Origin of the sequence: Streptomyces sp. NPDC049541 (assembly GCF_044465725.1) — a bacterium.
Classification (GTDB): domain Bacteria; phylum Actinomycetota; class Actinomycetes; order Streptomycetales; family Streptomycetaceae; genus Streptomyces.
Window position 1 is genome coordinate 126,168 of record NZ_JBITLY010000016.1, and the last position, 17,901, is coordinate 144,068.

Here is a 17,901-nt window from a genome sequence, read left to right on the forward strand (position 1 = left end):
GGGCCTTTAACACATGGGACTCGAAGAAAAGCTGCCGAGCGGATTCCTGCTGACCACCGTCGAGCAGGCCGCGGGCTGGGTGCGCAAGGCGTCCGTCTTCCCGGCCACGTTCGGGCTGGCCTGCTGTGCCATCGAGATGATGACCACCGGCGCCGGCCGCTACGACCTGGCGCGCTTCGGCATGGAGGTCTTCCGCGGTTCGCCCCGCCAGGCGGACCTGATGATCGTGGCCGGCCGGGTGAGCCAGAAGATGGCGCCGGTGCTGCGCCAGGTCTACGACCAGATGCCGAACCCCAAGTGGGTGATCTCCATGGGGGTCTGCGCCTCCTCGGGCGGCATGTTCAACAACTACGCGATCGTCCAGGGCGTCGACCACATCGTGCCGGTCGACATCTATCTGCCCGGCTGCCCGCCACGGCCCGAGATGCTGATGGACGCCATCCTCAAGCTGCACCAGAAGATCCAGTCCTCCAAGCTCGGCGTGAACGCCGAGGAAGCGGCCCGCGAGGCGGAGGAAGCGGCGCTCAAGGCCCTGCCCACGATCGAGATGAAGGGGCTGCTGCGGTGAGCGACGCGAACGGCACCAACGGCGTCAACCCGGAGAAGGATCTCGGCGCCTCCAACCTCCCGGGCATGCGCGGCGAGGGCGGTGAGGAGATCCGCGTCCAGCGCGGCATGTTCGGCGCCAACAACGGCGGCGACACCTCCGGCTACGGAGGCCTGGTCCGCTCGGTCCGCCTCCCGGGACCGGCGGCCCGCCCCTACGGCGGATGGTTCGACGAGGTCGCCGACGAACTGGAGGGCGCCCTGGAGGAACAAGGACTCCTCCCGGACAACGCGATCGAGAAGACGGTCGTCGACCGCGGTGAACTCACCTTCCACATCGAGCGTGAGCACCTGCTGCGTGTCGCCCGCACCCTGCGCGACGACCCCGCTCTGCGCTTCGAGCTCTGTACCGGCGTCAGTGGAGTCCACTACCCGCACGACAAGGGCCGCGAGCTGCACGCCGTCTACCACCTGCGCTCGATCACCCACAACCGGCTGATCCGCCTCGAGGTCAGCGCCCCGGACGCCGACCCGAAGATCCCGTCCCTGGTCTCCGTCTACCCCACCAACGACTGGCACGAGCGCGAGACCTACGACTTCTTCGGGATCGTCTTCGACGGTCACCCGGCCCTGACGCGGATCATGATGCCGGACGACTGGCAGGGCCATCCGCAGCGCAAGGACTACCCCCTCGGCGGCATCCCCGTCGAGTACAAGGGCGCCCAGATCCCGGCTCCCGACCAGCGGAGGTCGTACTCGTGAGCACTTCGCAAGCCTCTCCTCGCGAGACCACGGAAGGCACCGTCTACACGGTCACCGGTGGCGACTGGGACGAGATCGTCCAGTCCGCGGCGCGCGCCGACGACGAGCGCATCGTCGTCAACATGGGGCCCCAGCACCCCTCCACCCATGGAGTGCTCCGTCTGATCCTGGAGATCGACGGCGAGACGGTCACCGAGGCCCGCTGCGGCATCGGCTACCTGCACACCGGCATCGAGAAGAACCTCGAGTTCCGCACGTGGACGCAGGGCACCACGTTCGTGACGCGCATGGACTACCTGACGTCCTTCTTCAACGAGACCGCCTACTGCCTCGCCGTCGAGAAACTCCTCGGCATCGAGGACCAGATCACCGAGCGCGCCAAGATCATCCGGGTGCTCCTGATGGAGCTGAACCGGCTCTCCTCGCATCTGGTGTGCATCGCCACCGGTGGAATGGAACTCGGCGCCACCACGATCATGATCTACGGATTCCGTGATCGTGAAATGATTCTCGACATCTACGAGCTCATCACGGGCCTGCGCATGAACCACGCGTACATCCGGCCCGGCGGACTCGCGCAGGACCTGCCGCCCGGCGCGGTGGACCACATCCGCGAGTTCGTGAAGAAGATGAAGAAGAACCTCCCGGAGTACGACAAGCTCGCCACCGGGAACCCCATCTTCAAGGCCCGTATGCAGGACGTCGGCTATCTCGACCTGGCCGGCTGCATGGCCCTCGGTGCCACCGGCCCGATCCTGCGCTCCACCGGCCTCCCGCACGACCTGCGCAAGGCGCAGCCGTACTGCGACTACGAGACGTACGACTTCGACGTCCCGACCGCCGACACCTGCGACTCCTACGGGCGCTTCCTGATCCGCCTCGAGGAGATGCGCCAGTCCCTCAGGATCGTCGAGCAGTGCCTGGACCGGCTGCAGCCCGGACCGGTCATGGTCGCCGACAAGAAGATCGCCTGGCCCGCCCAGCTCGCTCTGGGACCGGACGGGCTCGGCAACTCCCTCGATCACATCAAGAAGATCATGGGCACCTCCATGGAGGCCCTGATCCACCACTTCAAGCTGGTCACCGAGGGCTTCCGCGTGCCGCCGGGACAGGCGTACGCGGCCGTCGAGTCGCCCAAGGGCGAGCTCGGGGTGCATGCCGTGTCCGACGGCGGCACCCGCCCCTTCCGGGTCCACTTCCGTGACCCGTCCTTCACCAACCTGCAGGCCATGGCGGCGATGTGCGAGGGCGGCCAGGTCGCCGACGTCATCGTCGCCGTCGCGTCCATCGACCCCGTGATGGGAGGCGTCGACCGGTGACCACCAGTTCTTCGGAGCGGGGCGTCAGCCTGGGCATGCCCGAACTGCCCGCGCCCGCCTACCCGGACGACGTTCGAGCCCGGCTCGAGGCGGACGCGCGCGAGGTGATCGCCCGCTACCCCGACTCCCGGTCCGCGCTCCTGCCGTTGCTGCATCTCGTGCAGTCGGAGGAGGGCCATGTCACGCGTACCGGGATGCAGTTCTGCGCGGACGTGCTGGGCCTGACCACGGCCGAGGTCACCGCCGTCGCGACCTTCTACACGATGTACCGGCGCAAGCCGAGCGGTGACTACCAGGTGGGCGTCTGCACCAACACGCTGTGTGCCGTGATGGGCGGTGACGCGATCTTCGAGGAGCTCCAGGAGCACCTCGGCATCGGCAACGGCGAGACCACCGACGACGGCAAGGTCACCCTGGAGCACATCGAGTGCAACGCGGCCTGCGACTTCGCGCCGGTGGTGATGGTCAACTGGGAGTTCTTCGACAACCAGACCCCGGCCAGTGCCAAGCGCCTCGTCGACGACCTGCGCGCGGGACGGGACGTCGAGCCGACGCGCGGGGCGCGCCTGTGCACCTTCAAGGACACCGCGCGGATTCTGGCCGGCTTCCCCGACGAGCGGCCCGGGGCCGTCGAGGAGAGCGGCGGTGCGGGACCGGCGTCGCTGGTGGGCCTTCGCCTGGCAAGGGGAGAGGCCGCACCCGCGCGCGTGGTCCATCCGCGGGACGGCGGCCCGTACGAGGACGAGCCGCAGGACAGGGAAGTGCACGAGCCGTCGCCGACCGAGCACCTCAGCTCACACGATGCGCCACAGGACACGTCGGCCTCCGACCCGGCCCACCCGGCAGGGCCTGCCGCCGAGGAGGGGGAGTGATGACCTTGGCACCCGAACTCAGGAACAACAGCCCCGAGAAGCTGCTCGCACCCGTGCTGTCGGCCTTCTGGGACGAGGACCGGTCCTGGACTCTGGACGTGTACCGAAGGCACGAGGGATACGAGGGGCTCCGCAAGGCGCTCGCGATGTCCCCGGACGACCTGATCGCGTACGTCAAGGACTCCGGGCTGCGCGGCCGTGGCGGCGCGGGATTCCCGACGGGAATGAAATGGCAGTTCATTCCCCAGGGGGATGGAAAGCCGCACTATCTAGTTGTCAACGCCGACGAGTCGGAGCCGGGGACGTGCAAGGACATCCCGCTCCTCTTCGCGAACCCGCACAGCCTCATCGAGGGCATCGTCATTGCGTGCTACGCCATCAGGTCTTCGCATGCCTTCATCTATCTGCGTGGTGAAGTCGTCCCCGTTCTGCGGCGGTTGCACGAGGCCGTGCGCGAGGCCTACGAGGCCGGCTACCTCGGCGAGAACATCCTGGGCAGCGGGCTGAACCTCCAGCTCACCGTGCACGCCGGCGCCGGCGCGTACATCTGCGGTGAGGAGACCGCACTGCTCGACTCGCTCGAAGGCCGCCGGGGTCAACCGCGGCTCCGTCCCCCCTTCCCTGCGGTGGCGGGCCTCTATGCGTGCCCGACTGTTGTGAACAACGTCGAGTCGATCGCGTCGGTTCCCGCGATTCTGCATCGGGGCAAGGAATGGTTCCGGTCGATGGGCAGCGAGAAGTCCCCCGGCTTCACGCTCTACTCGCTCAGCGGCCATGTCGCCAGCCCCGGCCAGTACGAGGCCCCGCTCGGCATCACGCTCCGCCAGCTGCTCGAGATGAGCGGCGGCATGCGGCCGGGCCACCGGCTCAAGTTCTGGACGCCGGGCGGCTCCTCGACGCCGATGTTCACCGACGAGCACCTCGACGTACCCCTCGACTACGAGGGAGTGGGCGCCGCCGGCTCCATGCTCGGCACCAAGGCCCTGCAGTGCTTCGACGAGACGACCTGCGTCGTCCGCGCCGTGACCCGCTGGACTGAGTTCTACGCCCACGAGTCCTGCGGCAAGTGCACGCCGTGCCGTGAAGGGACGTACTGGCTCGTGCAGTTGCTGCGCGACATCGAGGCCGGCAAGGGCGTGATGAGCGACCTCGACAAGCTGAACGACATCGCCGACAACATCAACGGCAAGTCGTTCTGCGCCCTCGGCGACGGCGCCGCCTCGCCGATCTTCTCCTCGCTGAAGTACTTCCGCGAGGAGTACGAGCAGCACATCACGGGCCGCGGCTGCCCCTTCGACCCGGCCAAGTCGACGGCCTGGGCCGACCGCACGGAGGTGAACGCATGACCGTGACCACCAGCGCTCCCACGGGTGGGGGAGAGGCGGCGGTCCCGCCGGAGGATCTCGTGACGCTGACGATCGACGGCGCCGAGATCAGCGTGCCGAAGGGCACCCTGGTCATCCGGGCCGCCGAGCAGCTCGGCATCGAGATCCCCCGGTTCTGCGACCATCCCCTGCTCGACCCGGCCGGCGCCTGCCGGCAGTGCATCGTCGAGGTCGAGGGCCAGCGCAAGCCGATGGCGTCCTGCACCATCACGTGCACGGACGGCATGGTCGTGAAGACCCACCTCACCTCGCCGGTCGCCGAGAAGGCCCAGCACGGTGTGATGGAGCTGCTCCTCATCAACCACCCGCTGGACTGCCCGGTCTGCGACAAGGGCGGCGAGTGCCCGCTGCAGAACCAGGCCATGTCGCACGGGCAGGCCGAGTCGCGCTTCGAGGGCAAGAAGCGGACGTACGAGAAGCCCGTGCCGATCTCCACGCAGGTGCTGCTCGACCGTGAGCGGTGCGTGCTGTGCGCACGCTGCACCCGCTTCTCCAACCAGATCGCGGGCGACCCGATGATCGAGCTGGTCGAGCGGGGCGCCCTGCAGCAGGTCGGTACCGGTGAGGGCGACCCCTTCGAGTCGTACTTCTCCGGCAACACCATCCAGATCTGCCCGGTCGGCGCGCTGACCTCGGCGGCCTACCGCTTCCGCTCCCGGCCCTTCGACCTGGTGTCCTCGCCGAGCGTGTGCGAGCACTGCTCCGGCGGCTGCGCCACCCGCACCGACCACCGGCGCGGCAAGGTCATGCGGCGGCTCGCCGCCAACGACCCCGAGGTCAACGAGGAGTGGATCTGCGACAAGGGGCGCTTCGCGTTCCGGTACGCACAGCAGCGGGACCGGCTCCAGACGCCCCTGGTACGGAACGCGGAGGGCGACCTCGAACCCGCCTCCTGGCCCGAGGCGCTGCAGATCGCCGCTCAGGGACTGCTCGCCTCCCGCGGCAGGACCGGCGTCCTGACCGGCGGCCGCCTCACCGTCGAGGACGCCTACGCGTACAGCAAGTTCGCGCGCGTGGCCCTCGACACGAACGACATCGACTTCCGCGCGCGCGTGCACGGCAGCGAGGAAGCCGACTTCCTCGCCGCCAGGATCGCCGGACGCGGACGTGATCTCGACGGTACGGGCGTCACGTACACCTCCCTGGAGAAGGCCCCCGCTGTTCTGCTGGTCGGGTTCGAGGCCGAGGAGGAGGCGCCCGGCGTCTTCCTGCGGCTGCGCAAGGCCTGGCGCAGGCACGGCCAGCAGGTGTTCTCGCTCGCCACGCACACCACGCGCGGCCTGGAGAAGGCCGGCGGCACGCTGCTGCCGGCCGCCCCGGGAACCGAGACCGAGTGGCTGGACGCACTGGCGAGCGGGGTCGGCCTTGAGGACGACGGGGCCAGGGCGGCCGAGGCGTTGCGCGCCGAGGGCGCGGTGATCGTCGTCGGCGAGCGGCTGGCCGCCGTGGCAGGCGGACTCACCGCAGCTGTACGGGCGGCCTCCGCGACCGGCGCCCAGCTGGTGTGGATCCCGCGGCGGGCCGGTGAGCGCGGTGCCCTCGAGGCGGGCGCGCTGCCCTCGCTGCTGCCGGGCGGACGTCCGTCCACCGATCCACGCGCGCGTGAGGAGGTCGCCGCGGCCTGGGGCCTCGCCGAACTCCCGCACCGCTACGGCCGCGACACCAGCCAGATCATCGAGGCCGCGGCGGCCGGCGAACTGCAGGCACTGCTGGTCGCGGGCGTCGAGGTCGCCGATCTGCCGGACCCGGCACGCGCGCGTGAAGCACTGCAGGAAGCCGGATTCGTGGTGTCGCTGGAGCTGCGGCCCAGTGAGGTCACCGAACGCGCCGACGTCGTCCTTCCCGTCGCCGCGGTCGCCGAGAAGGCCGGCACCTTCCTCAACTGGGAGGGCCGGGTGCGGTTCTTCGAGGCCGCGCTCAAGCCGGACCAGATGACCCGCCCCCTCGCGCCCACCGACGCGCGCGTGCTGCAGATGCTGGCCGACGCCATGGACGTCCACCTGGGACTGCCCGATCTGCGCACCGTACGCGCGGAGATCGACCGGCTCGGCCCCTGGGACGGGCCCCGGGCCACGGAGCCCCTGGAGACCGCGGCCCAGCTGCCGCGGCCCGCCGCCGGGGAAGCCGTACTGGCCGGGCACCGGCTGCTGCTCGACCAGGGGCTCCTCCAGGAGGGCGACGAAGCGCTCGCCGGAACCCGGCACGCCGCCCACGCGCGCGTGTCCGCCGCGACCGCCGCCGAGGCGGGAGTCAAGGACGGCGACACCCTCGCGGTGACCGGCCCCTCCGGAGCGGTCGAACTGCCGCTGCGGATCGCCGAGATGCCCGACCGGGTGGTCTGGCTCCCGCTGAACTCCGCAGGCGGGGGCGTCGCCTCCGACACCGGGGCGCTGCCCGGCGCTCTCGTCCGTATCGGCCCGGCGACGCTCGTCGGCGAGGCCCCCGAGGAGGTGGAGGCATGAGCCCGTACCTCGCCGCAGAAGACCTCTCGATGTTCGGCCGCGACCCCTGGTGGCTGGTCGTCGTCAAGGCCGTCTTCTGCTTCGCCTTCCTGATGGTGACCGTGCTGTTCTCCATCGTCTGGGAGCGCAAGGTCGTCGCCTGGATGCAGTTGCGCATCGGCCCCAACCGGCACGGCCCCTGGGGCATGCTCCAGTCGCTCGCCGACGGCATCAAGCTGATGCTCAAGGAAGACGTCGTCGTCAAACGCGCGGACAAGGTCGTCTACGTCCTCGCGCCGATCGTCGCGGCCATCCCGGCCTTCATGGCGATCGCGGTGATCCCCTTCGGCCCGGCCGACAACGAGATCTCGATCTTCGGCCACCGTACGGCGATGCAGCTGACCGACCTGCCGATCGCGATGCTCTACATCCTCGCGGTCGCCTCGGTCGGCATCTACGGCATCGTGCTGGCGGGCTGGAGTTCCGGATCCACCTACCCGCTCCTCGGCGGCCTGCGCTCCTGCGCACAGATGATCTCGTACGAGATCGCCATGGGTGCCGCCTTCGCCTCCGTGTTCCTCTACTCGGGGTCGATGTCGACGTCGACGATCGTCCAGCAGCAGCACGACCGCTGGTACATCGTCCTGCTGCCGGTCTCCTTCATCCTCTACATCGTCACGATGGTCGGCGAGACCAACCGCGCCCCCTTCGACATGCCGGAGTCCGAGGGCGACCTGGTCGGCGGCTTCAACACCGAGTACTCGTCGATCAAGTTCGCGATGTTCATGCTCGCCGAGTACGTGAACATGGTGACGGTCTCGGCCGTGTCGACCACGCTCTTCCTCGGCGGCTGGCGCGCCCCCTGGCCGATCAGCACCTTCTGGGAGGGCGCCAACCACGGCTGGTGGCCGCTGCTCTGGTTCGTGATCAAGGTGCAGCTGCTGCTGTTCGGCTTCATCTGGCTGCGCGGCACCCTCCCGCGGGTCCGCTACGACCAGCTGATGAAGCTCGGCTGGAAGGTCCTCATCCCGGTCTCCGTGGTCTGGCTGATGCTGGTCGCGACCGTCCGGGCCATGAAGAACGAGAACTACGACTTCGCCGACATCGCCCTCTACATCGCCGGCGGCGTCCTCGCCCTGCTGCTTCTCTCCTTCGTCGCCGACATCTTCCGCAAGGCCGGGAAAGCCGAGCCGCCTGCCGAACAGGTCGCCGGCTTCGACCCGATGGCGGGCGGATTCCCCGTACCGCCACTGCCGGGACAGGAGCTGCCGTCGGTGCCGAGGCGCAGTCCGCGCCGCGAGCGAGAGCTGATTGTCAGTGGTGGGTCGGATACTGCCAGTGACGGATCTTCGGATGGAAAGGAGGCGTCCGATGGCTGAGGAGCCCAAGGAGACCGAGCAGTTGAAGCCCGGCTTCATGAACCCCGTCGCAGGCTTCGGCGTGACCTTCAAGGCCATGTTCAAGAAGCGGCTGACCGAGCAGTACCCGGAGCAGAAGAAGACCACGGCTCCGCGGTTCCACGGACGGCACCAGCTCAACCGCCATCCGGACGGCCTGGAGAAGTGCGTGGGCTGTGAGCTGTGCGCCTGGGCCTGTCCCGCCGACGCCATCTATGTGGAGGGCGCCGACAACACGGACGAGGAGCGTTACTCGCCGGGCGAGCGGTACGGGCGCGTGTACCAGATCAACTACGCCCGCTGCATCCTGTGCGGCCTGTGCATCGAGGCGTGCCCCACGCGCGCGCTCACGATGACCAACGAGTTCGAACTCGCCGACTCGAGCCGCGCCAACCTCATCTACACCAAGGAGCAGCTGCTCGCCGGCCTCGAAGAGGGCATGGTCGACACCCCGCACGCCATCTACCCGGGGATGGACGAGCAGGACTACTACCGGGGGCTCGTCACCGAGGCCGCGCCCGGCACCGAGCGTCAGGCGGCCGTCTCCAAGGGCGAGGTCGTCCAGGAGGCCGCCTCCACCTTCGGTGAGGACGAGCCCGCCTCGGAGAAGGTGATCGGACGATGAGCGCGCAACTCGCCGCCTACTCCACCTCCACCGGAGAGGCCTTCCAGTTCTGGGTCCTCGGCACCGTCGCCGTGATCGGCGCCCTGGCCACCGTCTTCATGAAGAGGGCCGTGCACAGCGCGCTCTCGCTCGCCGGCACCATGATCATCCTGGCGATCTTCTACCTCGCCAACGGTGCCTACTTCCTGGGCATCGTGCAGATCGTCGTCTACACCGGCGCGATCATGATGCTGTTCCTGTTCGTGGTGATGCTCGTCGGTGTGACGGCCGCGGACTCCCTGAAGGAGACCATCAAGGGCCAGCGCTGGCTGGCCCTTCTGTGCGGGCTCGGCTTCGGCATCCTGCTGCTCGCCGGGATCGGCAACGCCTCCCTCAAGGACTTCAACGGCCTGGGCGAGGCGAACGCGAACGGCAATGTGGAGGGCCTCGCGGCCCTCATCTTCACCAAGTACGTCTTCGCCTTCGAAATCACCGGCGCCCTGCTGATCACGGCCGCGGTCGGCGCGATGGTGCTCACGCACCGCGAGCGCACCGAACGGGCCAAGACCCAGCGCGAGCTGTCCGAACAGCGCGTCCGGGAAGGCAAGTACGTACCGCCGCTGCCGGCACCCGGCGTGTACGCCCGGCACAACGCGGTGGACATCGCGGGTCTGCTGCCCGACGGCACCCCCTCCGAGCTGACGGTCAGCAAGACGCTGCGTGAGCGGGGCCAGATCCGTGACGTGTCGGCCGAGGCGCTCAACGACCTGCGGGCGCTGGAGCAGCGCGCCGAGGAGCGACTGGAGCGGACCGCGATCGATCCGGCGAACCTCAAGCGGGCCGAGGAGGCGTCGAAGTGAACCCGGTCAACTACCTGTATCTCGCCGCCCTGTTGTTCACGATCGGCGCCACCGGCGTACTGATCAGGCGCAACGCGATCGTCGTGTTCATGTGCATCGAGCTCATGCTCAACGCCTGCAACCTCGCGTTCGTCACCTTCTCCCGGATGCACGGCAATCTCGACGGCCAGATCATCGCCTTCTTCACGATGGTCGTGGCCGCCGCGGAGGTCGTGGTCGGCCTCGCGATCATCGTGTCCCTGTTCCGTTCCCGCCACTCGGCCTCGGTCGACGACGCCAGCCTGATGAAGCTCTGAGGGGTCGCTGAATCGTGGAGAACCTGATTGCGCTGCTGGTGGCGGCGCCACTGCTCGGAGCGGCCGTACTGCTGTGCGGCGGCCGGCGGCTCGATGCCGTCGGCCAATGGATCGGCACGGTCCTCGCCGGCGCCTCCTTCGTCATCGGCGTCGTCCTCTTCGCCGACCTGCTCGGCAAGGACGCCGAACACCGGACCCTGCTGCAGCACCTGTTCAGCTGGGTCCCGGTCCAGGGCTTCCAGGCGGATGTCGCCTTCCGCCTGGACCAGCTGTCGATGACGTTCGTCCTGCTGATCACCGGTGTCGGCTCGCTGATCCACCTGTACTCGGTCGGGTACATGGAGCACGACGAGCGCCGCCGCCGCTTCTTCGGCTATCTGAACCTGTTCCTCGCGGCGATGCTGCTGCTCGTCCTTGCCGACAACTACCTGCTGCTGTACGTCGGCTGGGAGGGCGTCGGCCTCGCCTCCTACCTGCTGATCGGCTTCTGGCAGCACAAGCCCAGTGCGGCGACCGCGGCGAAGAAGGCCTTCCTGGTCAACCGCGTCGGCGACATGGGTCTGTCCATCGCGATCATGCTGATGTTCACGACCTTCGGGACCTTCGCCTTCGGGCCGGTCCTCAGCCACACCGGGGACACCGGCGAGGGCAAGCTCACCGCCATCGGCCTGATGCTGCTGCTCGCCGCGTGCGGCAAGTCCGCCCAGGTGCCGCTGCAGTCCTGGCTCGGCGACGCGATGGAGGGCCCGACCCCGGTCTCGGCCCTCATCCACGCCGCGACCATGGTGACCGCCGGCGTCTACCTCATCGTCCGCTCCGGAGCGATCTTCAACGCAGCGCCCGACGCACAGCTGGCGGTCACCGTGGTCGGTGCCGTCACGCTCCTGTTCGGTGCGATCGTCGGTTGCGCGAAGGACGACATCAAGAAGGCGCTGGCCGGCTCGACCATGTCGCAGATCGGCTACATGGTGCTGGCGGCGGGCCTCGGCCCCATCGGCTACGTCTTCGCGATCATGCATCTGGTGACGCACGGCTTCTTCAAGGCCGGGCTCTTCCTCGGCGCCGGATCGGTCATGCACGGCATGAACGACGAGGTCGACATGAGGAAGTACGGCGGCCTGCGCAAGTACATGCCGGTCACCTTCATCACCTTCGGCCTCGGCTACCTCGCGATCATCGGCTTCCCCGGTCTGTCCGGCTTCTTCTCCAAGGACAAGATCATCGAGGCGGCCTTCGCGAAGGGCGGCACCGAGGGCTGGATCCTCGGCGGCGCGGCCCTGCTGGGCGCGGCCATCACCGCGTTCTACATGACGCGCGTGATGCTGATGACGTTCTTCGGCGAGGAGCGCTGGCGCAACGAGCCCACCCGCTCACCGGAGGCGCCGAGCGCGGAGCCCGCCGCCGAGCACCGGGGCGAGCACGCGGAGCCGCATCCGCACGAGTCGCCGAAGGTCATGACGATCCCCATGATCGTGCTGGCCGTCGGCTCGGTCTTCGGCGGCGCGTTCTTCAGCATCGGCGACCGCTTCCTGCACTGGCTGGAGCCGGTCACCGGCCACAGCGAGGGCGACTCCCCGCTCAGCGCGGCGGCGGTCACCGGCGGGACGATGGTCTGCCTGCTCATCGGCGTCGGCATCGCGTACGCCATGTACGGCCGCCGCCCGGTCCCGTCCGTCGCCCCCCGCGGATCGCTGCTCACCCGGGCCGCCCGGCGCGATCTGCTGCAGGACGACTTCAACCACGTCGTCCTGGTCCGCGGCGGTGAACACCTCACGCGCTCCCTGGTGTACGTCGACCACACCCTGGTCGACGGCGTCGTCAACGGCACGGCGGCCTCGGTCGGCGGCCTGTCCGGGCGTATGCGCAAGCTGCAGAACGGCTTCGCGCGGTCGTACGCGGTCTCGATGTTCGGCGGTGCGGCGCTCCTCATCGCCGCGACCCTGCTGATGAGGGCGGTCTGATACCGATGTCCTTTCCTCTGCTGACAGCGACGGCGGTGCTCCCGGCGATCGGGGCCATCGCCACGGCTGCCGTGCCGGCGGCGCAGCGCACCGCCGCCAAATGGCTCGCGCTGATCGTCTCGCTCGCCACCCTCGCCCTGGCGATCGTCGTCCTGGTCCGCTTCGACCCGGACGGCGGCCGCTACCAGCTCACCGAATCCCACGCCTGGATCAAGGACTTCGGGGTCAGATACGAGCTGGGCGTCGACGGCATCGCGGTGGCGCTCATCGCGCTGACCGCACTGCTGATCCCGTTCATCATCCTCGCGGGCTGGCACGACGCTGATCCGCTGGAGACAGGCAGCAAGCGGTGGCGGCCGACGCAGGGCTTCTTCGCCCTGATCCTCGGCGTCGAGGCGATGGTGATCATCTCCTTCGAGGCCACCGACGTCTTCCTCTTCTACATCTTCTTCGAAGCCATGCTGATCCCGATGTACTTCCTCATCGGCGGCTTCGGGGACCGTGCCCACGAGCACGGCGAGGAGGCGGCGTCGACGCAGCGGTCGTACGCGGCCGTGAAGTTCCTCCTCTACAACCTGGTCGGCGGCCTGATCATGCTGGCCGCGGTGATCGGCCTGTACGTGGTCGCCGGGAACTTCAGCCTCCAGGAGATCGCGCAGGCCCGGGCCAACGGCTCGCTGCACATGGCGACGAACACCGAACGCTGGCTGTTCCTCGGCTTCTTCTTCGCCTTCGCGGTGAAGGCGCCGCTGTGGCCGCTGCACACCTGGCTGCCCAACGCCATGCAGGAGGCCACCGCCCCGGTAGCCGTCCTCATCACGGCGGTCGTCGACAAGGTGGGCACCTTCGCGATGCTCCGCTTCTGCCTCCAGCTCTTCCCGGAGGCCTCGAAGTGGGCGACGCCCGCCATCCTCGTCCTGGCCCTGATCAGCATCATCTACGGGGCGTTGCTCGCCGTCGGGCAGCGGGACATCAAGCGGCTGGTGGCGTACGCGTCGATCTCGCACTTCGGGTTCATCATCCTGGGCATCTTCGCGATGACCAGCCAGGGCCAGTCCGGAGCGACGCTCTACATGGTCAACCACGGCATCTCCACCGCCGCGTTGATGCTGGTGGCGGGCTTCCTGATCTCCCGGCGCGGCTCGCGGCTCATCGCCGACTACGGCGGTGTGCAGAAGGTCGCCCCGGTCCTCGCCGGCACCTTCCTGGTCGGGGGCCTGGCCACCCTGTCGCTCCCCGGTCTCGCGCCGTTCGTGAGTGAGTTCCTGGTGCTGGTCGGCACGTTCACGCGCTATCCGGCCATCGGGATCATCGCCACCTTCGGCATCGTGCTCGCCGCGCTCTACACCCTCGTCCTCTACCAGCGGACGATGACCGGCCCGGTGAAACAGGAGGTCTCCGCGATGCCCGACCTCAGGGCACGCGAACTCGTGGTCGTCGCCCCCCTGATCGTGTTGCTGATCTTCCTGGGCGTCTACCCGAAGCCGGTCACCGACATCGTCAACCCGGCGGTGAAGTCGACCCTGTCCGACGTACACAAGAAGGACCCCAAGCCTGAGGTGGAGGCGGTGGCCAAGTGAGCGCATCAGCCGTCCACAGCCTGTGGACAACGGCGGCAACCGCGGCCGATCCGATCTCGAAGATCCCCGCACCGAAGATCGAATACGGACAGCTGTCGCCCACCTTGATCGTCGTGGGCGCGGCGATCGTCGGGGTACTGATCGAGGCCTTCGTGCCGCGCAAGTCCCGTTACTACGCCCAGGTGTTCGTGTCCGCCGTCGCGCTCTGCGCCGCCTTCGCCGCGGTCGTCGGACTCGCGGCCGACGGGTACGGCACCACCAAGGCGCACATCGCGGCGATGGGCGCGATCGCGGTCGACGGGCCGTCCCTGTTCCTGCAGGGCACGATCCTGCTGTCCGGTCTGGTCGGCCTGTTCACCTTCGCCGAGCGGCGCCTGGACCCGGAGGCGCACGGCAACCGCGTCGACTCGTTCGCCGCGCAGGCCGCGTCCGTGCCCGGCAGCGACAGCGAGAAGGCGGCCGTGAAGGCCGGGTTCACCACCACCGAGGTGTTCCCGCTGCTGCTCTTCGCGATCGCCGGCATGCTGGTCTTCCCCTCGGCCAACGACCTGCTGACCCTGTTCGTGGCCCTGGAAGTCTTCTCGCTGCCGCTGTACCTGCTGTGCGCCCTGGCCCGCCGCAAGCGGCTCATGTCGCAGGAAGCCGCGGTGAAGTACTTCCTGCTCGGTGCCTTCGCCTCCGCGTTCACGCTGTTCGGCATCGCACTGCTCTACGGCTACGCGGGCTCCGTGTCGTACGCGACGATCGCGCATGTCGTCGACGGCTCGGTCACGAACGTCGACCCGGCGCTCGCCGACACGATGGGCAACGACGCGCTGCTGCTCGTCGGCGGCGCGATGATCGTCATGGGCCTGCTGTTCAAGGTCGGCGCCGTCCCGTTCCACATGTGGACCCCGGACGTCTACCAGGGCGCGCCCACCCCGGTGACCGGGTTCATGGCGGCGGCGACGAAGGTGGCCGCGTTCGGTGCGCTGCTCCGGCTGCTCTACGTCGTCCTGCCGGGTCTGCGCTGGGACTGGCGGCCGGTGATGTGGGCCGTCGCGATCGTCACCATGCTCGGCGGCGCGATCGTCGCGATCACGCAGACCGACATCAAGCGGCTGCTGGCGTACTCGTCGATCGCACACGCCGGATTCATCCTCGCGGGTGTCATCGCCACGTCGAAGGACGGTGTCTCCTCCGTCCTGTTCTACCTGGGCGCGTACTCCTTCGTGACCATCGGCGCCTTCGCGGTGGTGACACTGGTGCGTGACGCGGGCGGCGAGGCGACGCATCTGTCCAAGTGGGCCGGTCTCGGCAGGCGCTCACCGCTGGTGGCGGCCGTGTTCGCGGTGTTCCTGCTGGCCTTCGCCGGCATTCCGCTGACCTCCGGTTTCGCCGGGAAGTTCGCCGTGTTCAAGGCGGCGGCGGAGGGCGGGGCGGCCCCGCTGGTCGTGATCGGTGTGATCTCGTCCGCGGTCGCGGCCTTCTTCTACATCCGCGTGATCGTGCTGATGTTCTTCAGCGAGCCACGGCCCGAGGGCCCGACGGTCGCCGTGCCGTCGCCGCTGACCATGGCCGCGATCGGACTCGGCGTCGTGGTCACGCTGGTGCTCGGTGTGGCACCGCAGTACTTCCTCGACCTGGCGAGCCAGGCGGGAGTGTTCGTGCGCTGACCTGCACGGACCTGCATTGCGTGGGTGTGGGCCCCGGTTCTCGAACAGGAACCGGGGCCCACACTGCCGTGAGGAGGGGGTACGGCCCTGTGGATAACCCCTGGGCTGTCAGTGCGGGCCCCTATCGTGGAGGCAGTGGTCGAGGGACGACGTACGGGGGACGGAACTATGGGTGGGATGGGCGGGATCAGCGAGATGCCAGGGGTGACCGAGAGCGAGGCGCTGGCCACGCTGCACCGGGTCTTCGGCTACGAGGCCTTCCGCGGCGAGCAGGAAGCCGTCATCGAGCATGTGGTGACCGGCGGCGACGCCGTGGTCCTCATGCCGACCGGCGGCGGCAAGTCGCTGTGCTACCAGATCCCCGCCCTGGTCAGACCCGGCACAGGCATCGTGATCTCGCCCCTCATCGCGCTGATGCAGGACCAGGTGGACGCGCTGCGGGCGCTCGGCGTGCGCGCCGGGTTCATGAACTCCACACAGGACTTCGACGAGCGCAGGGTCGTCGAGGCCGAATACCTCGCCGGCGAGCTGGACCTGCTCTATCTCGCACCGGAGCGACTGCGGCTCGACTCGACGCTGGACCTCCTCTCCCGCGGCAAGATCGCGGTCTTCGCGATCGACGAGGCACACTGCGTGTCCCAGTGGGGCCACGACTTCCGCCCCGACTATCTCGCCCTGTCCCTCCTCGGCGAGCGCTGGCCGGACGTCCCACGGATCGCGCTCACGGCCACGGCCACGCACGCCACGCACCAGGAGATCACCCAGCGGCTCCACATGCCAACGGCCCGGCACTTCGTCGCGAGCTTCGACCGGCCCAACATCCAGTACCGGATCGTGCCCAAGGCCGACCCCAAGAAGCAGCTGCTGAGCTTCCTGCGGCAGGAGCATGAGGGGGACGCGGGCATCGTGTACTGCCTGTCCCGCAAGTCGGTGGAGTCGACGGCGGAGTTCCTGAGCCGCAACGGTATCGAGGCGGTGCCCTACCACGCAGGCCTGGACGCGGGCACGCGCGCGGCTCACCAGTCCCGCTTCCTGCGGGAGGAAGGCCTGGTCGTGGTCGCGACCATCGCCTTCGGCATGGGCATCGACAAGCCGGACGTCCGGTTCGTCGCCCATCTCGACCTGCCGAAGTCGGTCGAGGGCTACTACCAGGAGACGGGCCGGGCCGGCCGGGACGGGCTGCCGTCGACGGCATGGATGGCGTACGGCCTCAACGACGTCATACAGCAGCGCAAACTGATCCAGTCCGGCGAGGGCGACGAGGCGTTCCGGCGCCGGGCCGCCGCCCACCTCGACTCGATGCTGGCGCTGTGCGAGACCGCCCAGTGCCGGCGCGGCCAGCTGCTCGCCTACTTCGGCCAGGACCCCGATCCCGCGGGCTGCGGCAACTGCGACACCTGTCTGGTCCCGCCGGAGACCTGGGATGGCACGATCGCCGCCCAGAAGGTCCTGTCCACGGTGGTGCGACTGCAGCGTGAACGGGGGCAGAAGTTCGGTGCCGTGCAGATCGTCGACATCCTGCTCGGCAAGCGCACGGCCAAGGTGATCCAGTTCGACCACGACCAGCTGTCCGTGTTCGGCATCGGTGAGGAGCTCGACGAGGGCGAATGGCGGGGCGTGGTACGGCAGTTGCTGGCGCAGGGGCTGCTCGCGGTCGAGGGGGAGTACGGCACGCTGGTGCTGACCGAGGCCAGCGGGTCGGTGCTCCGGCGCGAGCGGGAGGTACCGCTGCGCAAGGAGCCGAAGAAGCCGGTGACCTCGCGTTCGGCATCGGGCTCCGCCGGCCGGGGCGAGCGCAAGGCCAAGGCCGCGGCGGCCGAGCTGCCCGAGGAACTGCAGCCCGCGTTCGAGGCGCTGCGCGCCTGGCGCGCCGAGCAGGCCCGGGAACAGGGCGTCCCTGCGTACGTCATCTTCCACGACGCCACGCTCCGGGAGATCGCCACCACCTGGCCGACGTCGGTGACGCAGCTCGGCGGCATCAGCGGGGTCGGTGAGAAGAAGCTGGCGACTTACGGGGAAGGGGTGCTGGAGGTGCTGGCCTCACTGGACGGCGCACCTCACACGGCTCCCGCCGGGGATGTCGGTGCGGGAGCCGGTGCGGGCGGCGAGGACGACTGGCCCGAGATGGACGTGGAGCCGGAACCGGACTGGATATAGAGGCGGGCCGGCCGCGATCGGTCGGCGCCGGCCTGTGGCGGAGGCACGGTCACAGGGTCCGGAGCG

Annotated in this window: 14 protein-coding genes; all 14 read left to right on the forward strand. The window is 68.9% G+C overall.

The genetic code is table 11. From position 1 onward, the window contains the following. Positions 1–13: 13 nt before the first annotated feature. The 14 genes from ACIBW9_RS38920 to recQ all read left to right on the forward strand — a co-directional run bounded on the left by ACIBW9_RS38920 (position 14) and on the right by recQ (position 17,835). Entirely contained in the window at positions 14–568 is a 555-nt protein-coding gene (locus ACIBW9_RS38920; protein ID WP_007383964.1) for an NADH-quinone oxidoreductase subunit B family protein, read from the forward strand. After that, entirely contained in the window at positions 565–1,308 is a 744-nt protein-coding gene (locus tag ACIBW9_RS38925; protein ID WP_351462614.1) for an NADH-quinone oxidoreductase subunit C, read from the forward strand. Before ACIBW9_RS38920 ends, ACIBW9_RS38925 begins: the two co-directional genes overlap by 4 nt. Continuing rightward, positions 1,305–2,627 (forward strand): NADH-quinone oxidoreductase subunit D, encoded by a 1,323-nt coding sequence (locus ACIBW9_RS38930; RefSeq protein ID WP_398962477.1) that lies wholly within the window; start codon positions 1,305–1,307, stop codon positions 2,625–2,627. The genes ACIBW9_RS38925 and ACIBW9_RS38930 overlap by 4 nt, the downstream gene beginning before the upstream one ends. Then, a complete protein-coding gene (gene nuoE / locus ACIBW9_RS38935) occupies positions 2,624–3,499 on the forward strand; it encodes an NADH-quinone oxidoreductase subunit NuoE (RefSeq protein WP_398962480.1) in 876 nt (291 codons plus the stop codon). Before ACIBW9_RS38930 ends, nuoE begins: the two co-directional genes overlap by 4 nt. Continuing rightward, entirely contained in the window at positions 3,496–4,845 is a 1,350-nt protein-coding gene (nuoF, locus tag ACIBW9_RS38940; protein WP_398962483.1) for an NADH-quinone oxidoreductase subunit NuoF, read from the forward strand. Before nuoE ends, nuoF begins: the two co-directional genes overlap by 4 nt. After that, on the forward strand, positions 4,842–7,346 hold the full coding sequence (locus ACIBW9_RS38945; protein ID WP_398962485.1) for an NADH-quinone oxidoreductase subunit G: 2,505 nt from the start codon (positions 4,842–4,844) through the stop codon (positions 7,344–7,346). Before nuoF ends, ACIBW9_RS38945 begins: the two co-directional genes overlap by 4 nt. Then, positions 7,343–8,704 (forward strand): NADH-quinone oxidoreductase subunit NuoH, encoded by a 1,362-nt coding sequence (gene nuoH, locus ACIBW9_RS38950; protein WP_398962488.1) that lies wholly within the window; start codon positions 7,343–7,345, stop codon positions 8,702–8,704. The genes ACIBW9_RS38945 and nuoH overlap by 4 nt, the downstream gene beginning before the upstream one ends. Then, complete coding sequence (gene nuoI, locus ACIBW9_RS38955) at positions 8,697–9,347, forward strand: NADH-quinone oxidoreductase subunit NuoI (RefSeq protein ID WP_398962490.1); 651 nt, start codon at positions 8,697–8,699, stop codon at positions 9,345–9,347. Before nuoH ends, nuoI begins: the two co-directional genes overlap by 8 nt. Then, a complete protein-coding gene (locus ACIBW9_RS38960) occupies positions 9,344–10,186 on the forward strand; it encodes an NADH-quinone oxidoreductase subunit J (protein ID WP_398962493.1) in 843 nt (280 codons plus the stop codon). Before nuoI ends, ACIBW9_RS38960 begins: the two co-directional genes overlap by 4 nt. After that, on the forward strand, positions 10,183–10,482 hold the full coding sequence (gene nuoK, locus ACIBW9_RS38965) for an NADH-quinone oxidoreductase subunit NuoK (protein WP_020130147.1): 300 nt from the start codon (positions 10,183–10,185) through the stop codon (positions 10,480–10,482). Before ACIBW9_RS38960 ends, nuoK begins: the two co-directional genes overlap by 4 nt. A 14-nt stretch (positions 10,483–10,496) precedes the next feature. Next, a complete protein-coding gene (nuoL, locus tag ACIBW9_RS38970; RefSeq protein WP_398962496.1) occupies positions 10,497–12,443 on the forward strand; it encodes an NADH-quinone oxidoreductase subunit L in 1,947 nt (648 codons plus the stop codon). 5 nt (positions 12,444–12,448) lie between these two features. After that, positions 12,449–14,023, forward strand: coding sequence for an NADH-quinone oxidoreductase subunit M (locus tag ACIBW9_RS38975; RefSeq protein WP_115906544.1), 1,575 nt, complete (start codon positions 12,449–12,451; stop codon positions 14,021–14,023). Beyond that, entirely contained in the window at positions 14,020–15,678 is a 1,659-nt protein-coding gene (gene nuoN, locus ACIBW9_RS38980; RefSeq protein WP_398962500.1) for an NADH-quinone oxidoreductase subunit NuoN, read from the forward strand. Before ACIBW9_RS38975 ends, nuoN begins: the two co-directional genes overlap by 4 nt. Positions 15,679–15,846: 168 nt before the next feature. Then, a complete protein-coding gene (gene recQ / locus ACIBW9_RS38985) occupies positions 15,847–17,835 on the forward strand; it encodes a DNA helicase RecQ (protein WP_398962579.1) in 1,989 nt (662 codons plus the stop codon). Positions 17,836–17,901 lie beyond the last annotated feature (66 nt).